This is a genomic window from Micromonospora sp. NPDC051006 (assembly GCF_044456245.1).
Classification (GTDB): Bacteria; Actinomycetota; Actinomycetes; order Mycobacteriales; family Micromonosporaceae; genus Micromonospora.
On record NZ_JBITFP010000017.1, the window covers coordinates 1 to 23,535 of the forward strand.

General features: G+C 72.7%; 21 protein-coding genes. 16 read left to right on the forward strand and 5 right to left on the reverse strand.

Annotation, left to right across the window (positions count from 1 at the left end; translation table 11 throughout):
- Positions 1 to 179 precede the first annotated feature (179 nt).
- Positions 180 to 1,409: a PucR family transcriptional regulator gene (locus tag ACIBBA_RS23050; protein WP_396700024.1), complete on the reverse strand. Its 1,230-nt coding sequence runs from the start codon at positions 1,407 to 1,409 to the stop codon at positions 180 to 182.
- A gap of 295 nt (positions 1,410 to 1,704) precedes the next feature.
- Between ACIBBA_RS23050 and ACIBBA_RS23055 the strand changes: the two genes are divergently transcribed.
- Entirely contained in the window at positions 1,705 to 3,039 is a 1,335-nt protein-coding gene (locus tag ACIBBA_RS23055; protein ID WP_396700025.1) for a nicotinate phosphoribosyltransferase, read from the forward strand.
- Between the two features lie 4 nt (positions 3,040 to 3,043).
- Here the strand turns inward: ACIBBA_RS23055 and ACIBBA_RS23060 are convergent, their stop codons facing one another.
- A complete protein-coding gene (locus ACIBBA_RS23060) occupies positions 3,044 to 3,925 on the reverse strand; it encodes a LysR family transcriptional regulator (RefSeq protein ID WP_396700026.1) in 882 nt (293 codons plus the stop codon).
- A gap of 175 nt (positions 3,926 to 4,100) precedes the next feature.
- Between ACIBBA_RS23060 and ACIBBA_RS23065 the strand changes: the two genes are divergently transcribed.
- The 6 genes from ACIBBA_RS23065 to ACIBBA_RS23090 all read left to right on the forward strand — a co-directional run bounded on the left by ACIBBA_RS23065 (position 4,101) and on the right by ACIBBA_RS23090 (position 9,328).
- Positions 4,101 to 4,712, forward strand: coding sequence for a dihydrofolate reductase family protein (locus tag ACIBBA_RS23065; protein WP_396700027.1), 612 nt, complete (start codon positions 4,101 to 4,103; stop codon positions 4,710 to 4,712).
- Positions 4,709 to 5,665 (forward strand): GNAT family N-acetyltransferase, encoded by a 957-nt coding sequence (locus tag ACIBBA_RS23070; RefSeq protein ID WP_396700028.1) that lies wholly within the window; start codon positions 4,709 to 4,711, stop codon positions 5,663 to 5,665. Before ACIBBA_RS23065 ends, ACIBBA_RS23070 begins: the two co-directional genes overlap by 4 nt.
- Before the next feature lie 58 nt (positions 5,666 to 5,723).
- Positions 5,724 to 6,365, forward strand: a complete 642-nt coding sequence (locus ACIBBA_RS23075; protein WP_396700029.1) for a hypothetical protein — start codon at positions 5,724 to 5,726, stop codon at positions 6,363 to 6,365.
- Positions 6,366 to 6,492: 127 nt separating this feature from the next.
- Complete coding sequence (locus ACIBBA_RS23080; RefSeq protein ID WP_396700030.1) at positions 6,493 to 7,119, forward strand: histidine phosphatase family protein; 627 nt, start codon at positions 6,493 to 6,495, stop codon at positions 7,117 to 7,119.
- A 47-nt stretch (positions 7,120 to 7,166) separates the two neighbouring features.
- A complete protein-coding gene (locus ACIBBA_RS23085; protein WP_396700031.1) occupies positions 7,167 to 8,756 on the forward strand; it encodes a bifunctional 3-(3-hydroxy-phenyl)propionate/3-hydroxycinnamic acid hydroxylase in 1,590 nt (529 codons plus the stop codon).
- Between the two features lie 74 nt (positions 8,757 to 8,830).
- Positions 8,831 to 9,328: a hypothetical protein gene (locus ACIBBA_RS23090; RefSeq protein ID WP_396700032.1), complete on the forward strand. Its 498-nt coding sequence runs from the start codon at positions 8,831 to 8,833 to the stop codon at positions 9,326 to 9,328.
- Between the two features lie 47 nt (positions 9,329 to 9,375).
- Here ACIBBA_RS23090 and ACIBBA_RS23095 read toward each other — a convergent pair whose 3' ends face one another.
- Positions 9,376 to 10,815, reverse strand: coding sequence for a PKD domain-containing protein (locus ACIBBA_RS23095; protein ID WP_396700033.1), 1,440 nt, complete (start codon positions 10,813 to 10,815; stop codon positions 9,376 to 9,378).
- A 266-nt stretch (positions 10,816 to 11,081) separates the two neighbouring features.
- Here ACIBBA_RS23095 and ACIBBA_RS23100 point away from each other — a divergent pair, with 266 nt between their 5' ends.
- Positions 11,082 to 12,299 (forward strand): low temperature requirement protein A, encoded by a 1,218-nt coding sequence (locus ACIBBA_RS23100; RefSeq protein WP_396700035.1) that lies wholly within the window; start codon positions 11,082 to 11,084, stop codon positions 12,297 to 12,299.
- Positions 12,300 to 12,362: 63 nt separating this feature from the next.
- Here the strand turns inward: ACIBBA_RS23100 and ACIBBA_RS23105 are convergent, their stop codons facing one another.
- On the reverse strand, positions 12,363 to 12,662 hold the full coding sequence (locus ACIBBA_RS23105; protein WP_396700036.1) for a hypothetical protein: 300 nt from the start codon (positions 12,660 to 12,662) through the stop codon (positions 12,363 to 12,365).
- A 254-nt stretch (positions 12,663 to 12,916) separates the two neighbouring features.
- Here ACIBBA_RS23105 and ACIBBA_RS23110 point away from each other — a divergent pair, with 254 nt between their 5' ends.
- The 7 genes from ACIBBA_RS23110 to ACIBBA_RS23140 all read left to right on the forward strand — a co-directional run bounded on the left by ACIBBA_RS23110 (position 12,917) and on the right by ACIBBA_RS23140 (position 20,590).
- Entirely contained in the window at positions 12,917 to 16,048 is a 3,132-nt protein-coding gene (locus tag ACIBBA_RS23110; RefSeq protein ID WP_396700037.1) for an amidohydrolase family protein, read from the forward strand.
- Between the two features lie 44 nt (positions 16,049 to 16,092).
- Positions 16,093 to 17,364 carry a GDSL-type esterase/lipase family protein gene (locus tag ACIBBA_RS23115; RefSeq protein ID WP_396700038.1) on the forward strand — a complete coding sequence of 424 codons (1,272 nt, stop codon included), beginning with the start codon at positions 16,093 to 16,095 and terminating at the stop codon, positions 17,362 to 17,364.
- Positions 17,365 to 17,498: 134 nt separating this feature from the next.
- Positions 17,499 to 17,627, forward strand: coding sequence for a hypothetical protein (locus tag ACIBBA_RS23120; protein ID WP_396700039.1), 129 nt, complete (start codon positions 17,499 to 17,501; stop codon positions 17,625 to 17,627).
- Complete coding sequence (locus ACIBBA_RS23125; RefSeq protein WP_396700040.1) at positions 17,624 to 18,829, forward strand: hypothetical protein; 1,206 nt, start codon at positions 17,624 to 17,626, stop codon at positions 18,827 to 18,829. Before ACIBBA_RS23120 ends, ACIBBA_RS23125 begins: the two co-directional genes overlap by 4 nt.
- 81 nt (positions 18,830 to 18,910) lie before the next feature.
- On the forward strand, positions 18,911 to 19,531 hold the full coding sequence (locus ACIBBA_RS23130; RefSeq protein ID WP_350873763.1) for an L-threonylcarbamoyladenylate synthase: 621 nt from the start codon (positions 18,911 to 18,913) through the stop codon (positions 19,529 to 19,531).
- 35 nt (positions 19,532 to 19,566) lie between these two features.
- Positions 19,567 to 20,034, forward strand: a complete 468-nt coding sequence (locus tag ACIBBA_RS23135; RefSeq protein ID WP_396700041.1) for an SRPBCC family protein — start codon at positions 19,567 to 19,569, stop codon at positions 20,032 to 20,034.
- Complete coding sequence (locus tag ACIBBA_RS23140) at positions 20,024 to 20,590, forward strand: TetR family transcriptional regulator (RefSeq protein ID WP_396700042.1); 567 nt, start codon at positions 20,024 to 20,026, stop codon at positions 20,588 to 20,590. Before ACIBBA_RS23135 ends, ACIBBA_RS23140 begins: the two co-directional genes overlap by 11 nt.
- Before the next feature lie 16 nt (positions 20,591 to 20,606).
- On the opposite strand, the gene ACIBBA_RS23145 is transcribed toward ACIBBA_RS23140, so the two are convergent.
- Positions 20,607 to 22,763, reverse strand: coding sequence for an FUSC family protein (locus ACIBBA_RS23145; RefSeq protein ID WP_396700043.1), 2,157 nt, complete (start codon positions 22,761 to 22,763; stop codon positions 20,607 to 20,609).
- Between the two features lie 280 nt (positions 22,764 to 23,043).
- On the opposite strand from ACIBBA_RS23145, the gene ACIBBA_RS23150 reads away from it, so the two are divergent.
- Positions 23,044 to 23,481: a nitroreductase/quinone reductase family protein gene (locus tag ACIBBA_RS23150; protein WP_396700044.1), complete on the forward strand. Its 438-nt coding sequence runs from the start codon at positions 23,044 to 23,046 to the stop codon at positions 23,479 to 23,481.
- Positions 23,482 to 23,535: the final 54 nt, after the last annotated feature.

Here is a 23,535-nt window from a genome sequence, read left to right on the forward strand (position 1 = left end):
CCTGACGCGATCTTCGTGGCAAGAGCGGGGGGCGGGGGGGGGGGGGGGGCGGGGGGGGGGGGGGTGGGGGGGGGGGGGGGTGGGGGGGGTGGGGGGGGGGGGGGGGGGGTGGGGGGTGGGGGGTGGGGGGGGGGGGGGGGGCGGCGCCGCCCCCCCCCCCCCCCCCCCCCCCGACCCGGTCACTCCTCCGGCCGGTACGCGCCGGTCAGTCGGCCCAGCTTCAACGCCAGGTGCAGGCAGAGCCGCTCGTTGCCGTCCTTCAGGTCGGTGTCGGCCAGCTCCTCGACCCGCTGCAACCGGTAGTAGAGCGTGGTGCGGTGCAGCCGTAGCTGCTGGGCGGTGGCGTGCGCGTTCCCGGCCAGGTCCAGGTAGCGCTCCAGAGTCTGCAACAGCACCGGGTTCGGCTGCTCACGCAGCAGCCGCTCCAGCCCGGGGTGCACATCGGCCATGTCGAGGTGCCGGCCCTCCAGCCGGGACAGCACCCGGTAGATGCCCAACCCGGCCCAGGAGACCACCGAACCGAGGGCCGGCAGCCGCACGCCGACGCGGGCGGACTGCACCGCCTCCCCGTACGAGCCGACCGCCTCGGCCAGCCCGGGTCGGGTCTGTCCGACCCCGACCACCACGCGCTCCACCGAGCTGAGCCCGCGGGTCGCCTGCCGCAGGTTGTCGTCGAGGAGCTTGGCGACGACCTCCGGCGAGGGACGTCCGCCGCCCCGCCCGCCGCAGAGCAGCAGCACCCCGTGGTCGTCGCGGACGAGGTGCAGCGCCTCGCGGGTGCCGATCCACCGCCGGGTGGCGACCAGCGCCTGCTCCAGCGCGAGCCGGGCCACCTCGTCGGGCAGTTCGCCGCCCGGTGGCACCAGCTGCGCGACGAGCGCGGTGGCCGGGCCGTCCCCGGCGATCAGGCCCGCCTCGCGCAGGGTCCGCACCGACTGGTCCCGGGTGGCCTCGCTCTCGGAGAGCAGCGTCCGCGCCGCCTCGGTCTCCCGCTGGGAGGCCAGCTCACCGAGGAGGTTCTCCCGGTAGAGCGCCAGCGACAGCTCGCTCATCAGACCGGTGGCGGCAAGGTCCGCGTCGGCCATCGTGCCGTCCGGGTCGATGAACCAGACGAATCCCAACAGCAGGTCCTGGTGGCGGATCGGCACGCAGACCCGGGGCAGGAGGTCGAGTTCCCGCGACGCGGGCGTCCGCACCGTCGTACGGGCGTCCATGATCCCGGTGTCGCGGAACCACGCCATCACCTCCGGGGTGGTCTGCCGGCGCAGGATCGACGCCTTGCGCACGTCGTCCATCAACCCGGTGTGCTCGCTGTAGACCACCACCCGCTGGCGTCGGTCCTCGATCAGCGCCGGCCGGCCCGCGTGGGCGGCGAGGGCGTCGACAAGGCGTTGCAACTCACCCTGCATGAGATCCTCCCGTCGCCTCGTCGCTCTGGATCGTCATCACGTCAGGTACCCCGCGAACGCGTTCTCACGAGTCGCCGGGGGGACCTCAGTTCCACCACCTGGGGCCGCCGCGCCTCGGCCCCATAGAACGATCATGCTGGCCGGCGCGGACCGGGACAACCGTCTACCCGGTCGTAGCCTGCGTTTCAGGCCGTGGACACCTCCCCGCAGGGCCGCCTGCCGACCCCGGATCGCCCGTTTCCCGGACACGTCGGCACCGGATCCACCACAGTGGTGCCGTGGCCGAGGACGTGACATGACCGGACTGTGGACCGACCTGTACGAGCTGCGGATGGCCGCCAGCTACCTGCGGCGTGGCATGACCGAACGAGCCACCTTCAGCCTGTTCTCCCGCCGGCTGCCGCCCCGGCGCGGTTTCCTGGTCGCGGCCGGGCTGGCCGAGGCGCTGACCTTCCTCGAGAACTTCGCGTTCGACGACGACGACCTCGGCTACCTGCGCGACGTCGTCGGCTTCGACGAGGCGACCCTGGCGGCGCTCGCCCGGCTGCGGTTCACCGGCGACGTCTGGGCCGTACCGGAGGGCCGGGTGGTCTTCGCCGACGAACCGCTGCTGGAGGTCACCGCGCCGCTCGCCGAGGCGCAGCTGGCCGAGACCGGTGTGCTCAACCTGATCACCTTCCACACCACGGTGGCCACCAAGGCCGCCCGGTGCCGCCTCGCCGCCGGCGGCGCCCAACTGGTCGACTACGCGTTCCGCCGCACCCACGGCATCGAGGCCGCGGCGGCCGTGGCCCGAGCGTCGGCCATCGCCGGCTTCGCCGCGACCAGCGACGTGGAGGCCGCCCGCCGCTACGGCCTGCAACCCTCGGGCACGATGGCCCACGCGTACGTCGAGGCGTTCCCCGACGAACGGGCCGCGTTCAGGGCGTTCGCCGCGGACTTCCCGACGAACCCGATCTTCCTCGTGGACACCTACGACACCCCGGCCGGGGTGCGGGCCGCCGTCGACGTGATCACCGAGCTGGGCCTCACCGGGCCACTGGGCGTCCGGCTCGACTCCGGTGACCTCGCCGAGCTGGCCCGGCAGACCCGGGCGATCCTCGACGAGGCCGGCCTCACCGACGCCCAGATCGTGGCCAGCGGCAGCCTGGACGAGGACGTCATCGCCGCCCTGGTCGCGGCCGGCGCGCCGATCGACGCGTACGGCGTGGGCACGAAGATGGGCGTCTCCTACGACGCCCCGTCACTGGACAGCGCGTACAAGCTGGTGGCCGTCGGTGACCGCCCGGTGCTGAAGCTGTCGCCCGGCAAGGCCACCCTGCCCGGCCCGAAGCAGATCTTCCGGGATCGCAGCGCGGCGAGCGGCGACGTGGTCGGGCTGCGCGACGAAGAACCGGGCGACCGGGAACCCCTGCTCGTCCCGGTGATGCGCGACGGCCGCCGCCTCGACCCGGTCGACCCGGCCGGCGCGGTCCGCGCCGCGCGTCACCGGCTCGAAGCGGACCTCGGCTGGCTGCCGGAGCCGGCCCGCCGGTTGGCCGACCCGACGCCACTCACCGTCACCGTCAGTCCGGCACTGACGGCACTGCACGACCGGGTGGCCGCCCAGCTGACCTCCCGCGCCTCCTAGCGGGTCAGGTGTCGGCGTTGAGCTGGTGCGCGGCGCGGGCGAACTCCCGGATGAGCTCGGCCTCGGCGCCGGCACGCCAGATGAGTACCCATCGAGCCGGTGGGGCGTCGTGGATCGGCACGTAGGCGATGTCCGGCCGCGCGTAGTAGCGGGCCGCGTGGGCGTGGACGGGTGAGACCGCTTCGCCCGTGGCGAGGATCGGGATCATCTCCTGGAACGTGGAGACCGTCGGGCCGATCTTGATCACATGGCCGTCGGGGGTGCGTACCGGTACCAGGGCCTCCCGCCAGTAGGAGGGCCGTGCCCCACCCATGACGGTCTGGTCCGCCAGGTCGTTGTAGGAGATCGATGCGCGGCCGGCCAGGGGGTGGTCCGCCGCGACGGCCAGCACGATGGGTTCGGTGTAGACGACCGGGCCGACGGTGAGATCGGGTTCGTCGACCGGGAGCCAGACGATCTGGACGTCGATCTCCCCGGCTCGCAGCCTCCCGAACGGGTCCCCGAAGTCGATGTTCCGTAGCTGCACCTCGCGGCCCGGGTGCCCGCGGGTGAACGCGTCGAACAACGGGCGGAAGTCCTCCAGGTTGACGGCGATGGAGCCCACCGTCAGCACGCCGGTCCTGCTGCGGGCGGCGAGCCTGGCCCGTTCCATGCCCTCGTGCAGGCCCCGATACACGGGTTGGAGGTCGGCGACGAGTTGCCGGCCGATCGGTGTCAGTGCCACCGCACGGTTGTTGCGCTCGAACAGGGCGGCACCGATGCTGCGTTCCTGCTTCTTGATCGCCTGACTGACCCGGGCCTGGGTCACGCGCAGCCGTTCAGCGGTCCGAGTGAAGTGCAGCTCCTCCGCCAAGGTCAGAAATATCTCGATGTCCCGGAGTTCCACCGCTGCCTCGTCCGTGGATTAGCGAAAGGTTATGGCACGGTACCAAAGATCACCTTGCCGCCGCGGCCGCCGCCGCAGAGACTGGCGGACGCCGGATCACCAGGGCTTACCACCAGCCGGCCGCACCGGAGGCCGCCGTCAGGCGGCATCCGGCACATCTAGCAAGGAGAAGTTCGTGCGCAGGCTCGTCTACTACATCGCCGCCACCCTCGACGGCTTCATCGCCGGTCCCGACGGTGCGGACCCCACCGGTCCCGACGGCTTCTGGCCGATCCCGGAGGACTATCTGCGCCACATCATCGCCGAGTACCCGGAGACCCTGCCGGGCCCGGCGCGGCAGGCGCTCGGTGTCGCCGCCGAGGGCACCCGCTTCGACACCGTGCTGGAGGGGCGGCACTCCTACGAGCTGGGGCTGAAGGTCGGCCTGACCGACGCCTACCCGCACCTGCGCCACCTGGTGTTCTCGCGCACGCTGGCGGAGAGCCCGGACCCGGCGGTGCAGGTCGTGCCCGACGACCCGATCGCCGTGGTGCGCGAGCTCAAGCGGCAACCCGGCAAGGACATCTGGGTGATCGGCGGCGGCGCGCTGGCCGGTGCCCTGTATCCCGAGATCGACCGGCTGATCGTCAAGCTGGCCCCGCTGACCGTCGGCGCCGGCATCCCGCTCTTCGGCCGCGACGCCGTCTTCGAGCCCCGCACCTGGCGATTGGCCGAGCACACCGTCCTGGACAGCGGCGCCATCTTCCTCACCTACACCCGCGCGACCGCCGCGACGGAATCGGCATGACCAGCGCAGACACCGTCCTCCACGGGGTGACGATCCGTCCCGTCGCCGGGCCGGACGAGATCGCCCTGTTCAACCGACTGCCCTACACCATCAATCACGAACTCGCCGACGACCTCGCCGAGCAGCGCCGCCGGCCGGGGTGGATGTGGATGGCCCTGCGCGGCGATCACCTCCTCGCCAGGGTCGCGTGGTGGGGCCGCGGCGGCGACGACGTCCCGCTGCTGCTGGACATCCTCGACATGGATGACGACGCCGAGGATCTGACGGCGGTGGGACAGGCGCTGTATGCGGAGGCGGCACGCCACGTCGTCCCGCCGGGTGTCACCCCGCCCGAATACGGCCGCTTCATTCCCGCCAACTGGCGGCAGGACCCGGCAACCTTTCGGGCGGTGCGCGCCAGGATGGCCGTCGTCGCGAACACGGGCGCCGAACTGACGGTCGAACGGCTGCGCCTGGAATGGCGCCCCGGTGCCGACCTGCCCACGCCCGATCGCCGCCTGGCGTTCCGCCCGGCCACCGACACCGACGAACTGATCACGCTGATGACCCGCGCCCTCGACGGCACGCTGGACGCGCACAGCCGTGCGGACCTGGCGCAGATGCCCGCTCATGAGGCCGCCGCGCAGCACTACGAGAGGGAACTGGCGACCTACTCCAGTCCTCGCCGGTGGTGGCAGATCGCCACGCTGGGCGAGGGCGGTGAGCCGGTCGGGTTCATCATCCCGGCCCGCAACGCCTACCACCCGGTGATCGCCTACCTCGGCGTCGTCCCGGAACATCGGGGTAACGGCTACGCCCACGGTCTGCTCGCCGAAGGCACCCGCATCCTGGCCGGCGAGAACGTGCCCCGCATCCGCGCCGCCACCGATCTGGGCAACGCCCCCATGGCGAACGCCTTCGCCCGGGCGGGCTACGTCAACTTCGAGCGTGCGATCAACATGGCCTGGAGCTGACCGGCCGCCATTCGAGCGCACCACCTCGGCGACGAGATCGCCACTAGGATCCGTAGCCATGATCACGGGGGAGTTCACGAGCGGGGCGGGCCGACGACGAATACCGCCAATCGTCGTCGGGTCCAGCCTGCTGCTGGCGCTCAGCGGACTGGCGCGGCTGGCGCAGGTGGCGGCGGAGGCGGCCGTGCAGGACACCTACCTGAGAGCGCACGAGCGGGTGGGTACGCCCAGCGCGTTCGCCGCCCTGCCCATGGTCTTCCTGATGGGCGTCGGCCTGGTCGTGGCGCTGTCCGCCGTCACCCTGCTGCTGCTGTCGTTGGCCAACCTGGCCGGCTGGAACTGGACCCGGGTCGGCACCTGGGCGCTCGGTGGCGTGACGCTGACGGTCGCCGCGTGCGGGCTGGCGCTGAACCTCGTCCCGACGGAAGGTGGCGGCCCGGACACGACCGACTGGGACGCCGTCAACGCCGTCGCCGCTCAGCTCATGCCCGGGTGGGCCGAGCCCGTGGGTGACGTCTCCGGCTGGGTGGCGTCTCCCGCGCTGCTGTGTGCCCTCGTGCTGCTCGCGCTGCCCGCCGCCAACGCCTTCTACCGGACGCAGTCCGACCTGGACCAGCCGATCGTCTATCCCGGCGCGACGGTCACGCTGCAGGCCGGTCACCCCACGGCGCAGGTGGCCGGCGGCCCGCCCCGGGCCTGATCCGGTGGGCCGCGCGGGCCGTCGCCTTCGCCACCGCGATCGCGCGGCTGGCCGGTCGGGCCTCGCACCCACGTGACCGCCGATTGCCGGGGACACGCCGTGCCGGCGCCGCTGCAATGATGACCGGATGCGAACCCGACTGCTCTTCGTACGCCACGGCGAGTCGGTCCATCAGCTCGACGGCATCGTGGGCGGCCCGCACGGCTGCCGAGGGCTCACCGACGCCGGCCATGAGCAGGCGCGCCGACTGGCCGGGCGGCTCAGCGCCGAACTCGCCGGCGCCGGTCCGGTCGCCGTCTACTCGTCAGTACTCCGCCGGGCCGTCGAGACCGCGCAGCCGATCGCGGACGCGCTGGGTGTCAGACCGGTGCAGGACTGCGGCCTCTGCACCTGGCACACCCCGTCGTACGCGGACGGACTGCCGACGGCACGCTTCCAGTCCGAGCACGCGGCGCCCGGCGGCGGGGTGTTCCGGCCCTTCGAGGAGGGCAACGAGACCTGGGCCGAGCTGGTTGTACGCATCAGCCGCGCGATCATGGACAGCGCGCAACGGCATCAAGGTGGCACGGTCGTCCTGGTCGGGCACAGCGAGACGGTGGAAAGCTCGTTCCACGCGCTTGCCGGCCAGCCCCTGCTGCGGGCGTTCGACGTGACGACGGCTCCCGCCTCGATCACCGAGTGGGTCACCGACCACGATCCCACCGGTTGGCCGCCCGCCCGGTGGAACCTGGTCCGCTTCGGCGACGTGCGATAACCGGGCAGCGGCGGGCGTGGGCCTGTCGGACGGATCGGGGGCGGACGGTGGACGACCGGAGCGATGTTCAGGTTGATGTGCTCGTCGCCGGGTGCGGACCGGTCGGCGGCGTCCTGGCCGCGCTCCTCGGTGCCCACGGCACCCGTGTGACGGTGGTCGACCCGAACCACGAGCCCTACCCCCGTCCGCGTGCCGCGGCCCTGGACGCCGAGGTGATGCGCATCCTCGGCCAGGTGCCGGGCCTGGCCGACGCCGAGGGATGGGCCGTTGCGGTGCGCCAGTCCCGCGTGCTCGGGCCCGACCGTCGGCCGTTGTTCACGGTCGACGTCCCGGACCACGCGGAGGCCCCGCCGCAGCCGGTACTGATCGACCAGCCGAACCTGGAAGCGGCGCTGCGGGCCGGGCTGACCGCGCGGTCGACGGTGGAGCTGCGGTTCGGTCGGTCGGTGCTGGCCGTCGAGCAGGACCACGGCGGCGTCGAGGTGCTCCTCGACGACGGCGAGCGGATTCGCGCCAACTGGGTCGTTGGTTGCGACGGTGCGTCCAGTACGGTCCGCCGGCTGCTGGGTGTGGTCTACGAGGGGGTCAGTTTCCCCCAGCCCTGGCTCGTTGTCGACGCGAGCGTCGATGCGAGCGTCGAGGGGGAACGCGACCAGCCGCCCACGATGTCGTTCGTGCTGGACCCGCGTCGGCCCCAGGTGGCCATGTCGCGCCCGGCCGCCCGTCGGTGGGAGTGGATGCTGCTGCCGGGTGAGGATCCGGAACGGATGCTCGACGAAGCGACCGTCCGGGAGCTGATCCGCCCGTGGGTCGACCCGGACACGGTGCGGGTGCGACGGGCCGCGGTGTTCACCTTCCACGCCCGGGCGGCATCGCGGTGGCGCCACGGGCGCATCCTGCTGGCCGGGGACGCCGCGCACTCCATGCCGCCCTTCGTCGGGCAGGGCCTCGGCAGCGGCATCCGCGACGCCGCGAGCCTCGCCTGGCGACTCGCGCAGGTCGCCCGGGGGCTCGACGGCGATGAGCTGCTCGACGGGTACGAGCGGGAGCGACGCCCCGACGTGCGCGCTACGACCATCATGGCGCTGAGGGCGGGGCGCGTCGTGCAAACCCGCAGCCGCATCGGTTCGGCGCTTTTGCGTTCGGTGCTGCGGACCATCGGTGCGGTGCCCGGAGCGCAGGCGTTCGTCAGTCGCCGCGCCCAGCGCGCCCAGCCCGCGCGACGCCTTCCCGGGGGTGTGACCGGTCCCCACCCCGGCGCCGGTCGGCTCCTGCCGGACATTCGAGTGCGTACCGCCAACGGTCAGGTGGTCCGACTCGACAACCTGCAGGGCAACCACTGGGCGATCATCGGGTACGGCGACGATCCGCGCACCCACCTGGACGCGGCCGCCCGGGAGTGGGCCGAGGCCCACCGAGCAGTCGTGCTGACGATCGCCGTGCCGGGTCGGGAGACGCACGTCGAGCCCGGGTGCACATTGGTCGAGGACCTAAACGGTGCGCTTCCCGCACCCCGACGGACCGCTGTCACGCTCGTACGGCCGGACCGGTTCCTGCTCGGCACCCTTCCGGCGCCGGTGACCGCCGCGGCGCTGACGAGGGCGGGTGGCGGCGACCCGTCGAACAGGTACACATAGGCGCCGGCTCGACCCGATCGTCGCCTGATCTCGACGGCGTCAGGCCGAGCAGTTCGGGGTCGTAGAGTTGATGCATGGCCCTCCGGCCGGGCGTTCTCGCCGTCGCCGCCCTTCTGCTGGCGGCGGGATGCTCCGCGCCGGCGGCGCCGCGCCCCGGCCCGACGACCAGCGGGGGCGTCACGAGCGGCGCCGTTCCCGGTGGCGGCCCGACGAGCACCGCATCGGGCGGCGGCCCGACGACCAGCGAACCCGGACGCCCGGCCCAGGGCGCCCTGCGGATCACGACCCAGCTCGGTGAGCAGTGCCGGCACGTCGTGCTCACACCCGATCCGCGCTGTGACCCGAAGCCCCGGCCCGGCACCGGCTTCGAGATCCGTGCCACCACCCGGGACTTCGTGGCCCGGGGACGCTCCGGCCCGGACGGCCAGGTGACGGTCCCGGTGGACCCGGGCACCTACCTCGTGAGCGGCGAACCGGTTCCCGGCTACCAGCTCACCCCGGAGCTGCGGGTCACGGTCGGCGCGCACGCCACCGTCGCCGTCGCGCTGACCTATGCCCACGGCAGCCGGTGAGCGACGCGGCGGCGCCCCGGGCCTGACGGGCCCGAGGCGCCGCCTGCTCAGCTGATCCTGATCGGCGTCGAGAGCAGTTCGTTGTCCGCCGGCAGCGCGTCCCGACTCGGGCTCGGGTCGGCGGTGGCCCGGAAGGTGAGCTTGCCGGTCGCCAGGTCGTCGCCGGTGACGGTGTAGGCGAACGAGAAGCGGGTGGTCCTGCCGTCGGACTTGACCGGGACGGGCCGGCTGGCGGAGCCGACCGAGGTGTAGCCCGTCGGGGTGCCGCGGAAGAGCTCGACCTGGACGGTCTCCGGATACCGGGTGTTCCGGATGTGGACGTCGACCCCGATGGTCTGCCCGACCCGCGCCGTCCTGGGCACGGTCATCCGCACGATCGCCACGTCGTGGGTGCGCACCTGGACCACGTGGGAGACGGAGGCGCTGCGCCCGTCGGGCGTCTCCGCCGTCAGCCGTACGGTGTGATCGCCGTCGGTGCCCAGCCGGTGGACCGGATTCGCCTCGGTCGACGTCGTCCCGTCCCCGAAGTCCCAGGCGTAGGAGGAGATGCCCAGCCCCGCGGAGTCCCAGGCGGAGCTGCTGAAACTGATCTGGTCGTAGGAACTCGGCTCGCTCGGGTAGTGGTAGAACTCGGCGGTGGGCTGGGGCGCGACGTCGAGCTGGAAGGCGTGCTCGGCGCTTCCGTCCGACCCGACCTGGAACAGGTAGGTCCGACCCGCCTGCGCGACGAAGGTCAGCGGTTGGTAGCTGTAGAGCGGGCTGCACGCCACCAACGAGAGCTGGTTGAGCGTCGACCCGGTGTACGCGGTGACGCCGGCATGGCCGGGGTTCGTCCGGGCCGTGACCGACCTGGTGGTCGTCGGCGTGTACGAGTACCAGCCCGTGTGGGACGCGGGGGCGCAGGACCGAGGCTCGCCCGTCTCGCCGGTGGCGCCCCGGTAGTCCTGGCTGTTCGAGTAGGGCAGCGCGCCGACCGGAACGGCGTCGGCGAAGTCGTCGTTCGCCGGCGCCTCGAACTGCTCGAGCGAGAACCGGAGCGTGCCACCGCCGGTGCCGCCGTCGCCGCAACAGGCGCCGACCATGAAGTGGTAGGTGGTGCCGGCGGTGACGGCGAAGGAGACCTGGCCGTACTGGCCGCCGTTGTCGTAGTGGCAGGCCACCTGCGTGAGCGCGCCCTGCTCGCCGGTCCAGGCGGAGAGCGCTGCTTCGTAGTCGTTGCCGATGGTGTGTGCCCGGATCCGCCCGTCGCGGGCCGGGGTGAAGCTGAACCAGACCGACGCGTTGTTGTGGCACCCGGTCGGGTCGGTCGGGTCCGCGGTGGCGCCGCGGGTGTCGATGGTGGTGGTGAAGGAAAGCGTCTCCACCGCGATGGCGGCGGAGTAGTCGTCGTTGACCGGCGCGGCGTGGGCCGCGGTCTGTCCCACGACGAGCAGCGTGATCACCCCCGTGAACGCGACGGCGATCCGCGCGGCAGTGCGTCTGATCACTGAACTCCTCCTGGACTCGGTGGACCGGTCCGCCACCTGCGCCGCGACCCTTCGCGGGCAGTGGCGACCGTCGATCGTCTCACCGTGGCGAGGTCGTCGCTAAGACCGCGATAGCCGAGGTTTAACGCCGGGCTAAGGGGCCGTGGCCGCGCACGGCGTCACCCGACCGGATTCGCCAGCCGAGGGACCGGCGTCGCGTCAACGTCGGGTCACTCGTTTCCCCGGTGGGATCAGCGACAAGGAGGGGCGGTGGCCACCGTGGGTGGATGCCCGACCGACCCGGCCGGCCGATGACGGACATCCGGATCGAGCGCAGCGAGGCCACCCCGGAACGGCCGACCTTCCTGGAACTGCTCTTCGATCTCGTGTACGTCTTCGCGCTGACCCGGATCTCCCAGCGCCTGATCCGAGACCTCACCACCGAGGGGCAGATGCCCTTCGCGGAGGGTGTCGAGACGCTGCTGCTCTTTCTGGCCCTCTGGATCACCTGGGCGAGCACCACCTGGGCGACCAGCAGGCTGGACCCGGACGTGCCGGTGGTCCGGGTGGTACTGCTGATCACGATGGTCGGCAGCATGGTGATGGCGGTGGCGGTGCCGCACGGGTTCGGCGAGCGCGCCGCCGTCTTCGCGGGTGCGCACGTCGCGGTCCAGGTGGCCAGGACGGCTTACTACGGGATCGCGACACGGCGTGTACCGCAGGGACGGTTCGCCGCCCGGTCTCTCGTCTGGTCGGTACTGAGCGGGGCGCTCTGGATCGCCGGTGCGCTGGCGCCGTCCGGGCCGCCGCGGGGCTGGCTCTGGGCCGGCGCCCTCCTGCTGGAGTACATCGGTTGGGCCTGGGGGTCTCCGGTGCCACGGCTGGGTCGCGACCGGCTCGGCACCCAGCCCATCGCCGGCGGTCACCTGGCCGAGCGGTATCAGCAGTTCCTGCTGATCGCCCTGGGCGAGGTGATCTTCACCGTCGGCCTGGCGTTCAGCGAGAGCCCGTTCGACGTTCCGCAGGCGGCCGGGTTCGCGCTGGGGCTCGCCGGGACCGTGCTGTTCTGGCAGATCTACTTCTTCCGGGCCGGTCAGCTGCTCGGCGAGGCGATCGGCGGCGCGCGCAGGCCGCCCCAGATCGGCTTCGCCGTCGCCTTCACCCACCTGCCGATGATCGCCGGCATCGTCCTCGCCGGAGTCGGCTACGAGCTGATCGTCGCCCAGCCGCTCGGCGAGCTGGAACCGGCGCGGCTGCTCGCCATCCTCGGCGGGCCGGCGCTCTTCCTGATCGGGCGGGCGCCCCTGGAGTTCCAGGTCTTCGGCCGGATCTCCCGATCGCGGCTGGCCGGCCTGGTGGCGCTCGGCGCGCTGTCGCCGGCGCTGCTCCACGTGCCGCCGCTGGCCGCCGGTGCCGTGGCGACCGGCGTGCTGCTCGGGGTCGCCGCCATGGACCTGCGCCGTGCGCGCGGCCGGGAACCCGAGCCCGCCGCGCCGCCGCCCTGAGGACGGCCCGAGTCCCGTGGGTGTCAGCACGCCACGAAGGCAAGCGGTCGACCTCGGGCGGAATCAGCCTTCGGCCAGGTTCCACGCGTCGCGCGGCCGAGCCCCACGCGCGCGCAGGAGCGCGTAGTGCGGCAACGACGTGGGCGGCAGGTGATAGTCCTCCGGGTCCAACACCTCGATCCAGGTGGCCGGGTCGGTGCGCGCGACCGTGACGGTGAAGCCGTCGCCGTCCGCCAGATCGATATGAATCATGCACCCGCCGTCGTACGGCTGGAGTTCGTAGTCGAAGACCAGCCCCTCGGCCGCGAAGCGTGCGGCGACGGTTCGGGCCAGCTCGTCGGCGCGCCGCACATGCTCTTCCATCTCAGCGATTCTGCTGTCTCTCGTTCGCCAGGTGGCGCCGACATGCGGGCAACCCGACGCCGCGTCGTTTCACACCGTCTCGCCTGACGGCATCGATTGAAGGAAACTTTCGTCGACCGCTTTCCGCGCCTAATCGGCCGATCGCCGCTGCCGTCCGCCCGCTGGCCGCACTGGTGCACCCGGGAGCTGTGCCGCACCTGACCCGGTCGCAAGGATCAAAGATGTTCGATCAGTAGCTTCGACGGGGAGGCATCATGACGGGCGTCCGGAGGCGGGATCTGCTGGCGGGAGCGGCCGGCGCGGCCGCACTGGTGGGGAGCGGGATCGCCGAGGTCGAACCGGCCCAGGCCGCCCGGGGCCCGGGAGACGCGCACCGACCGGACGAACGGCGGGTACGGCTGCGGCAGGGCACGGACGTCGCCGCCCAGCTCTCCCCGGACGGCCGGATGATCGCGATGGACCTGGTCAGCGTGCTGTGGGTGCTGCCCGCGTCCGGTGGTCCGGCCCGGCGCCTCACCAGCGACCTGTTCGATATCGCCCAGCCGGACTGGGCGCCGGACAGCTCGACGATCGCCTTCCAGTCGTACCGGGACGGCGCCTTCAACCTCTGGCTGATCCGGCCGGACGGCTCTGGCCTGCGGCAGCTCACCAACGGCCCGTACGACCATCGGGAGCCCCGTTTCTCGCCGGACGGCCGGCGCATCGCCTTCTCCTCGGACCTGTCCGGGAGTTACGGGATCCACCTGCTCGACGTGGACACCGGCCGGATCACCCCCGTCGCCGACACCGGCGTCGAGGAGTACGAGCCGGCGTGGTCCCCGGACGGCGACCGGATCGCGTTCGTCGTCGCCAACACCCGCATCGACGTGGTCGACCTGGCCAGCGGCATCCGGAGCACCGCGGTGACGGCCCCGGCCGGCGCGGTCCTGCACAGCCCGACCTGGACCCCGGACGGTCGTGACCTGGTCTACCACCGGCTGTTGGACGGCCGCAGCGAGCTGTGGCGCAACGACGCGGCCCTGGTGACCGGCGAGGACACCTACCCGTTCCGGGTGTCCTGGCGCTCCGACCGCGAGTTCGTCTACACCGCGGACGGGCGCATCCGCCGCCGCCGGCTCGACGCTGACCGCCGCCAGGAGGTCGGCTTCGCCGCCGCGGTCACCGTCGCCACCCCCCGCTATCGCAAGCGGCGGCGCGACTTCGACTCGACCACCCGCAGGCCGGTGGTGGGCATCGGCAGCCCGGTGCTCTCGCCGGACGGACGGCAGGTCGCCTTCCGGGCGCTCAACGACATCTACCTGATGACCATCGGGCAGGCACCCCGCCCGCTCACCCGCGACCACTGGTGGACCTGCGACCCGGCGTGGTCACCGGACGGGCGCTATCTGTCGTACTCCACGGACCGGGGCGGGAAGCTGGACATCTGGCTGCGCGACCTGCGTACCGGCGCGGAGCGGCAGCTGACCAACCTGCCCGACGCGGCGGCGGTCTCCGGGACCTGGTCGCCGGCAGGCGACCGGCTAGCGTTCCTCGACCAGAACGGCGCGCTCTACACCGTCGAGGTGGCGTCCGGGGCGGTGCAGCCGGTCTTCGCGGCCACGTTCGAACCCGGCCGCCCGACCTGGTCGGCCGACGGCACGGTGATCGCGCTCGCCGCCGTCGTGCCCTACTCCGCCCGCTACCGGGAAGGGCTCAGCAAGATCCTGCTGGTCGACCGGAGCACCGGCGCCGCCCGCTACGTCGACCCGATGCCGCACCGGTCGATCCAGACCCGCGGCGACGACGGCCCGGTCTGGTCGCCCGACGGCCGGCGGATGGCGTTCGTGGTGGCCAGCGTGCTCTGGGTGGTCGACGTCCACCCCGACGGCACCTTCGCCGGGCCACCCCGCCAGGTCACCCACGAGGTCACCGACGCACCGAGCTGGAGCGGCGACTCCGGCGAGCTGCTCTACCTGAACAACGGGCGGCTGCGGCTCGTGCCGGCCGACGGCGGTGCGCCGCGTACCGTGCCGGTCGGGTTGAGCTGGACCAACAGCCAGCCGCGCGGGCGTACGGTGATCCGGGCCGGCCGGCTGTGGGACGGCGTCGGCCCGCGCCTGCGCGCGGACGTCGACGTGGTCGTCGAGGGCCACCGGATCGTCGCCGTCGAGAAGTCCCGACCTGGCCGCGACGGCCGAATCGTCGACGCCCGCGACGGCGTCGTGACCCCCGGCCTGATCGACATGCACCACCACCGCGAGATGCAGGGGTACGCCTACGGCGCGCGGCAGAACCGGCTGTGGCTCTCCCTCGGCGTCACCACCACCCGGTCACCGGGCAGCCCGGCGTACCACATGGTCGAGGAGCGGGAGTCGGTGCAGTCCGGGGCCCGGATCGGGCCGCGGTACTTCGCCACCGGCGAGGCGGTCGACGGGGCCCGGATCTTCTACAACTTCATGCGCCCGACCTTCGACGAGCGGCAGCTGGCGCTGGAGCTGGAACGGGCCGGGGCGCTGGACTACGACCTGATGAAGGCGTACGTCCGGTTGCCCGTCGCGTGGCAGCGGGCGGTGGTCGAGTGGTCGCACCGGCACGGGGTGCACGCCACCTCCCACTACCACTACCCGGCGTTCGCCTTCGGCAGCGACGGCATGGAACACACCGGTGCGACGAACCGGTTCGGCTACTCCCGCACGGTCACCGCGATCGGCGCCGGCTACCAGGACGTCATCGACATCTTCAACACCTCCCGCGCGGCGCGCACGCCGACCCTGTTCGGGGCGAACACCCTGCTGCGCGAGGACACCTCACTGGTCACCGACCGCCGGGTCCGCACCCTCTACCCCTCCTGGCAGTACGCGGCCCTGCAGGCCGCGGTCACCACCGCGCAGACCACCGACCAGACGGCCAACCGGGAGAACCTGGCCCGGCAGGTCGCGCAGGTGGCCGCGATGGTCCGCGGCGGTGGCCGGGTGCTCACCGGGACGGACTCGCCGATCGCGTTCAACGCGGTCAGCCTGCACCTCAACCTGCGGGCGATGGTCGCGTACGGGCTCAGCCCGTACGAGGCGTTGACGACCGCCACCCGGGGGCCGGGGGAGTTCCTCGAGGAGCCGATCGGGCAGGTCGTGCCCGGCGGCTACGCCGATCTGGTGGTGCTCGGCGGTGACCCGCTCGCCGACATCGACCAGGCGGCCAACGTCCGGCAGACGATGGCCAACGGCGTGCTGCACAGCGTCGACGAGCTGCTCGCGCCCTTCGAGGCCGGCACCGCCGCGCGCACGACCGCCGCCCCGGCGAACACCCTGCTGCCGGCCGTGCCCGAGCACCCGGACAACGCCCGGTACTGGTGGCACGACCCCCACTACGTCGACGAGAGCCGGCACTCGTGCTGCGCGGAGCTGTGACCGGGACGTCGCCCAGCGGCCCGGCCGTCACGACTGGAGGAGCGATGAGCAATCCCGTCATCAGGGCGGCGGTCGCCGCTGTCCTCGTCCTGGCCGGGCTCGTCGCGCCGGCCACCCCGGCCGGCGCGAGAGCGCCGAGTGGCCTCCGACCCGGCGAGGTGACACTGACCGAGTCGGCGTTGCAGGGGGTCCACGGCCCCTCGCCCGACGCGACCGTCCGCAACGTCCTCACCGTGACCACCAACGGCCAGCACCTGCGGGTCCGGCTCGGCAACCCGTTCGGCGCGACCGCGCTCCGCGTCCGGTCGGCGTCCGTCGGTCTGCAGGCGAGCGTGGACGACCCCGCGCTGCTGCCCCGGTCGGTGCGGTCGCTGACCTTCCGTGGAGCCCGCGGCGTCACCGTCGCGCCGGGCACGAGCGTCTGGTCGGATCCGGTCGGGTTGGTCGTCCGTGCCGGCGACCACGTGGCGGTCAGCGTCTACGCCCCGGGTGGGCCGGTCAACGACCACAGCTTCCCGCCACCGGAGACCGACACCCCCGGCTCGTTCCTGTCAGGCGGGCCCGGCGACGCCACCCTCGACACGACCGGGCGGGCGTACGGCGCGTTCCGTCCCGGCACGCTCTGGTGGGTGGACGCGGTGGCCGGACGGTCGCCGGCCCGTGGCACCATCGTCGCGCTCGGCGACTCCATCACCGACGGCTACCAGGCGGTCGGCGGGGGACCGCGGTGGACCGACGTGCTCGCCCAGCGGATCAACACGCTGCCGCCCGGCCGGCAGCTCTCGGTGGCCAACGCCGGCATCAGCGGCAACACGGTCAGCGTCCAGCCCAACCCGTACGACCCGACGGGCCAGTGCTGCGGACCGCCGGCCCCGCTGCGGTTGGAGCGCGACGTGCTGTCCCTGCCGGGGGTGGAGTACGTGATCCTGCTGGAGGGCACGAACGACATCGGCGGTGGCGCGAACGCCCCGTCCGCGCCACCGGAGCAGGTGATCGGCGCGATGCGGGGCATCGCCGCCCGGGTGCACGCCGCCGGCCACAAGATCATCGGTGCGACGATCCTGCCGATGTGCAACCCGGCCGGCAGCGTCCAGGAGCAGACCCGGCTCGCGGTGAACCGGTGGATCCGCACCTCGGGCGTCTTCGACTCGGTCCTCGACTTCGATGCGGTGCTGAAGGACCCGAACGACCCGACCGTCATCCACGGCCCGTGGCGCTACGACTGCTACCACCCGAACGCGGCGGGCGACCGGGTGCTCGGTGAGTCGATTCCGCTGAACGTCTTCGGGCTCGCCCCGATCACCGCCGGGGTGTGACCGGCGCCGGTGTGCCGGCGCCCGATCCCTGAGGCCGGCACACCGGTGCGCCCCGGCAGGAAGATTTCCGCTGGCCGCTCATCGTGATTTCCAGCTCCGACAAGTACCCGGCGTCGCTCGGCCTAGCATTGTTCGTGGTCAAGAATCGGACGTGGTGGAACCTGCTGATGGCCGGCCCGGTCGGCGCCACGCTTCCCATGATCGTCGCGTTCCTGCTGTTCCAGCGCCGGCGGGGCATCTCGATGAGCGGGCTCAAGGGATGACCGGCGGCGGGCACCGAGAGTTGGTCGAGGAGCTGCTGAACGAGGGCGGGGGAGTGCTGCGCCTCGCGCCGGCGTTCGTCGCGCGCGACCTGGTGCCGCCCGGCCGGCGACTCGGCCTGCCCGAGGACGCGTACGACCTGGGCGAGCGGGGCTACCTCTGCGAGCGGTGGCTGGGCTCGACCACGCGGGCCGACAACCGTGTCGGCCCGCCCGACGAGGGGCTCAGCCACCTGGTCGACGCCACCGGGCGACGGCGGTTGACCCTGCGGGAGGCGATCGACGCCGACCCCGGTGCCGTCATGGGCGAGGCGTACGCGGTGACCCATCCGCAGGGTCTGGGCCGCCTGGCGAAGCTGCTCGACTACGGTGCCCGCATCCCGTACCACGTCCATCCGCCGCAACGCTTCGCGGAACTGGTCGGACGCCGGTCGAAGGACGAGGCGTACTACTTTCCGGCCGGCGTCGACACCGGCCCGCATCCGGAGACGTTCTTCGGCGTGCACCCGTGGATCGCTCGGGAGCGGTCGTACGAGGTGCTGCTGCCCTACCTCGTCGACTGGGACAGTGACCTGATCCTCCGCCACGCGCGGGCCGAGTTGCAGGTGGCCGATGATGGATTCCAGGTCCCGTCGGGGGTGCTGCACGCCCCGGGCACGGCGCTGACCGTGGAACTCCAGGAGGACTCGGACGTCTTCGCCATGTTCCAGGCCCTCAACGCCGGCCGGATCATCTCCAAGGACCTGCTCTTCAAGGACGTTCGTCCCGAGGACCGGCGCGAGCACGCGGAGCGTTTCCCGCTGGGCTTCGTGGAGTGGGAGCTGAACGGCGACCCGTTCTTCTACGAGCACAACCACCTGACGCCCCGGCCGGTCGACGCCGGCGAGCCGGCCGGCGGGCGGGAATGGTGGATCTTCTACAACACAACGAAGTTCTCCGGGAAGAAGCTCGTCGTCCCGGCCGGGGCGAGCCATTCGACGACCGAACGCGGCGTGTACTCGATCCTGGTCTGGTCGGGCGTCGGGCGGTACTGCGGCCACGACGTTCGCGCTGGCGACCCCGAGTCGGACGAGCTGCTGGTCAGCCACGCCGCCGCGACGGCACCGCACCTGGTGGAGAACACCGGCGACGCCGACCTGGTGGTGTTCAAGTTCTTCGGTCCGGACATCAACGACACCCCGATCATCCCGCGCTACCCGAGTTAGCGCCGGCGCGGTCGACCCCGGCTGGTCGGGGTTCGCGGTCCGGGTGGGCGATGGTCCTCCGGGCCGCACTAGTCTCGGCGTATGGCGAGGTACTTCGACGTGCACCCGGACAATCCGCAGCCCCGCGTCCTGCGTCAGGTCGTTGACCTGATCCGGGACGGCGGACTGGTCGCCTACCCCACCGACTCGTGTTACGCGTTCGGGTGTCAGCTCGGCAACCGGGACGGCCTGGACCGGATCCGGGAGATCCGCCGCCTGGACGAGCGGCACCACTTCACCCTCGTGTGTCAGGACTTCGCCCAGCTCGGTCAACTCGTGCACGTCAGCAACTCGGTCTTCCGACTGGTGAAGGCGAGCACGCCGGGCAGCTACACCTTCATCCTGCCGGCCACCAAGGAGGTGCCGCGCCGGCTGATGCATCCCAAGAAGCGCACGGTCGGCGTGCGCGTCCCCGACCACGTGGTCACCCAGGCGCTCCTGGCCGAGCTGGGCGAGCCGCTGGTGTCGAGCACCCTGATCCTGCCCGGCGACGAGGAGCCGATGACCCAGGGGTGGGAGATCAAGGAGCGGTTGGATCACGTCCTGGATGCGGTCATCGACGACGGCGACGGCGGCAAGGAGCCGACGACCGTGGTCGACCTGTCCGAGGACGAGCCGGTGATCCTGCGCCGCGGGGCCGGTGACCCGTCCCGCTTCGAGTAACCCGCATTCGTCGTAGTCCATGTACCATCTGGTACATGGACTACGCGGAGACCATCACCACCTCGGCCGGCCTCGATCGGGCCTGGGCCGCCCTGGCGGACGTGACGACGTATCCGCGCTGGACCGCGTCGATGTCGTCGGTGGAGCCCCTCGACGGTGCGGCGCTCACCGTGGGCCACCGGTTCCGGATCAGCCAGCCCGGCCTGCCGACGACGGTCTGGCGGGTCTGCGACGTACAGCCGGGCGTCTCCTTCGCCTGGGCGGCGACCGCCCCCGGCGTGCGCACCGTCGCCCAGCACAGCCTGCACGCCGAGGCGGACGGAACCACCCGGATCAGCCTCGGCATCCGGCAGACCGGGGCGCTCGCCCGGCTGATCGCCCTGCTGACCGCGACGAAGACCCGCAGGTACATGCGGATGGAGGCGGCCGGGCTCAAGGCGGCGGCCGAGACGGACGCGCCGTCGGCGACCGGCGACGGGGCGGCATCCACCGGTGACCGGTGACGCCCGGGCGGCGCTGCTCGACCGGTGCTTCGCCTTCCTGAAGCAGGCCGGGTTCGGTCAGCTCAGCCTGCGGGAGATCGCCGCCGGCGCCGGCACCAGCCACCGGATGCTGATCTACCACTTCGGCAGCCGGGAGGGCCTGCTCGCCGAGGTGGTCCGGCTCGTCGAGACCGAGCAGCGCGCCGCGCTCGTCTCGCTCGCCGCCGGCGGAGACGACGACCCGGTGGCGGTGAGCCGGCAGTTCTGGCAGCGCCTCGCCGACCCGGCGTTGGCGCCGGCGGAGCGGCTCTTCTTCGAGATCTACGCCCAGGCGCTGTACGACCGGTCGTGGACGGAGCCGTTCCGCGCCTCGGTCATCGCCGCCTGGACCGGGCCCGTCGAGGAGATGTTCGTCCAGCTCGGCTTCGACCCGGCCGAGGCCCGCCGCCGGGCCCGCCTCGGCCTGGCCGCGACCCGCGGCCTGCTGCTGGACCTGCTCATCACCGGCGACCGGGAGCTCCTCGACGCTGCCGCCGAGCTGTTCGCGCAGCTCATCACCGCGCCGCGGGTCGACTGACCCGGCCCGGCCGTCGCTACCGTCCGGCGGGGGGTCGGATCCGGGCGAGGCTGTCGGCGAGGTCGGTGAGCCACAGGTCGACCTCCACCAGATGCCGCAGCTCGGCCCGGGAGCCGGGCTCGTCGAGCAACGGACGGATCCGGTCGAGTTCGTCCGCGCAGCTGGTGGCGACCGGAGTCGGCGTCGGTGTTCGCCCGCCCGCGAGGTCGTCGGCGACCTCGTGAAACGCCGAGCGCAACTGTCCGGCGGCGCTCTGCAGCTGCGCCGCCGCCCCCGGCCAGCCGGCCAGGCAGCCGGGCGGGTTACGGCGCAACAACGACTCGGCCCCCTGGACCACGTGGTGACCGGCGTTCAGTGCCGCCTCCCAGTCCATGTCGCGGCCCGGTGGGGCGTGCCGCTCCGCGTGGTACTGGCAGTAGGACGCGTCGGCGAGGATCATGCTCCGGTTGACCCGGTCGACGGCCCGATCCGGTCGCCCCCCGCCGAGCACCGCCTCGACCGTCTGCTCGACCGCATCCCCGCTGTTCACGAGGTAGCGGGCGACGTTGCGCCGCAGGTCGCGGCTCGCGCCGTGCGGCCACATCGCCACGCCGGCGAGCACGCCGATCACCCCGCCGAGCAGGACGTCCACCAGGCGGGCCTCCGCGAGCCGCCACCCCTCGGGAGCGAGCTGGGCGAAGACGAACGTGAGCAGCAGCGTGAACATGGCCTGCGCCCAGGCCGGGCCGAGCAGACGACCGGCGCCAAAGGCCAGCAGCATGATCGCCGGCAGGACCGCGGCGTAGACGACCGCACTGTCGACCAGGAGCATCAGCAGGCCACTGCCGACGGCTCCGACGATGGTGCCGGTCACCGCCGGCCGCAGCGCGGTGCGGGTGTCCGCGGCAGAGGTCCGCAGCACGGTGAGAGTCGCCAGGAGCACCCAGAATCCGTGGGTGAGCTGCAACGTTCCGGCGACCACCCGGGCGGCGGCCAGCGCGACGGCCAGTCGCAACGCGCTGTGCAGATAGGCGGAGCGGGGCGTCAGATGGGACCGGAACTGCCGCGAGTACAGCGTCCACGGCCCGTGCCGCACGTACTCGAACAGCCCGGGGTCGGCGTCGTCGGCCCGGGCACGGGTGGCCACCCGGGTGGCGACGGCGAAGACCCGTACCTGGTCGGCGAGGGCCAACGCGGTCGCGTCCCGGCACAGCCGGGGCACGTGCGGGCCCTCGCCCCGCACGTCCGGGCTGGTGGGGTACGCCGCCTCGGCCCGCCCGATCGCGGTGTCCAGCTCGTCGAGGGCCACCGGCTGCGTACCCGGAAGCAGACCGGGACCGGCGGCGCGGGCGGTGTCGGCGCACGAGCGCAACAGCCGTGCTGCCGCCAGGTCCGGGATCGGTTCCGGCGGGGCCTCCGACGCCATCCGTCCCGCCTTGACGAGCACCTCCCGCAACGCCGCCCCGGCGATCCGCAGCGCCCGGTCGCTGGCAGCCGCGGCGGTCGGCGCCTCGGTGGGCGGAAACTCCCTCAGCGCCAGTCGGGCGACCGCCTCGGACGCCCGGTCGTGTCGCGCGTCGCGCTCGCGCCGGTCGCCGGTGGATCTGGTCAGCGCGTCGGCCGTGACGTCGAGGAACGCCGCGACGCGGTCCGCCGCGTAGACGAGCCGCTGTCGGTAGGAGACCGGGACCGGGTCGGGCCAGAGCAGCACCTCGGCGGCGGCGAGCAGCGCGATGCCGAGCGTCACGCCGCCCAGCCGCTGCGGCAGGGTGCCCGGCTGGAACGGCGGGAACGACGCCAGGATGTAGAAGAGCTGGAACGCGCTGCCCAGCCCGAGCAGACGCGGGCCGCCCACCCCGCCGAACGCCACGGCGAAGCCGATGACCAGCATCCCGCCGGCGGCCGCCCAGGTGTTCCAGGCCAGCAGCGTGCCCGCGGCGACCAGCGCCCAGGCAACCGGCAGCGTGGTGAGCAGGATCCGGGCCCGCTGCGGCGCCGGGCCGGGCAGCTGCGCGAACATCCCGGCGGCGACCGTGCCGAACAGCGCGTACGTGGCCAGGAGCGGATCGCCGGCGCCGTATCGGCAGGCGTAGAAGACGGTCGAGGCGACCAGCGTCAGTCGGGCCGCGCGCCGTAGGGCGGCGTACCCCGGGTCACGGTGGCGAAGCCGGCCCAGGAGGCTGGTTCCGAGCACGCCTGGTCTCCCGGGTTCGTCGCACGCATCTCATCCCCGGTCATCCATTCTTCACCGGCCCTGCGTGCACCGGTGGATTTCGGGCTGAATCGTCCCCGTCCCGAGCGGGGCGGTGTGTCGACCGGGTAGGTCGACGGCGCTTTCGGCACCCGGCCGGAGAAGCCGATCTAGGGTGGCAGTCACGGCCGACCAGAACACCTCGACGGGACGGGCATGACGCAACTCGGCAACCGGTGTGGGCAGCGCGACTGCGCGTCGGCGTGGGTGGGTGGGGCCTGACGTGTCCTGGCCGACCGCGATCCGAAGCGGGCTCCAGCAGCGCCTGGTCAACCCGATCGTCAGGCTCGCCTGGAGGCTGAGACTCCCGATCCCCGGCGACGCCCTGCTGGAGACGACCGGACGCCGCACGGGACGGCTGCGGTACACCCCGGTGTGCGACGGGCTGAGCGGGGACACCTTCTGGCTGATCTCCCAGAGGGGGCGCCGGGCCGACTGGGTGCGCAACCTGGAGGCCGATCCTCGCGTCCGGGTCAAGGTGGGCGGCGGGCCACGGGCAAGCTGGCGGACCGGCACGGCGCATGTTCTCGACGACGACGACCCGCGCGAGCGCCAGCGGATTCTCGCCCGGAGCGGGCTGGCGCGCCGGCTCTGCCTGTGCACCTCCCAGGCCGCGACCACGAGCCCGCTGACGATCCGCATCGATCTGGATTCGCGCTGATCTTTTCCACCGCTGTCCTTCGGCGACCTCCCGCCGAGCATCGTGATGCCATCA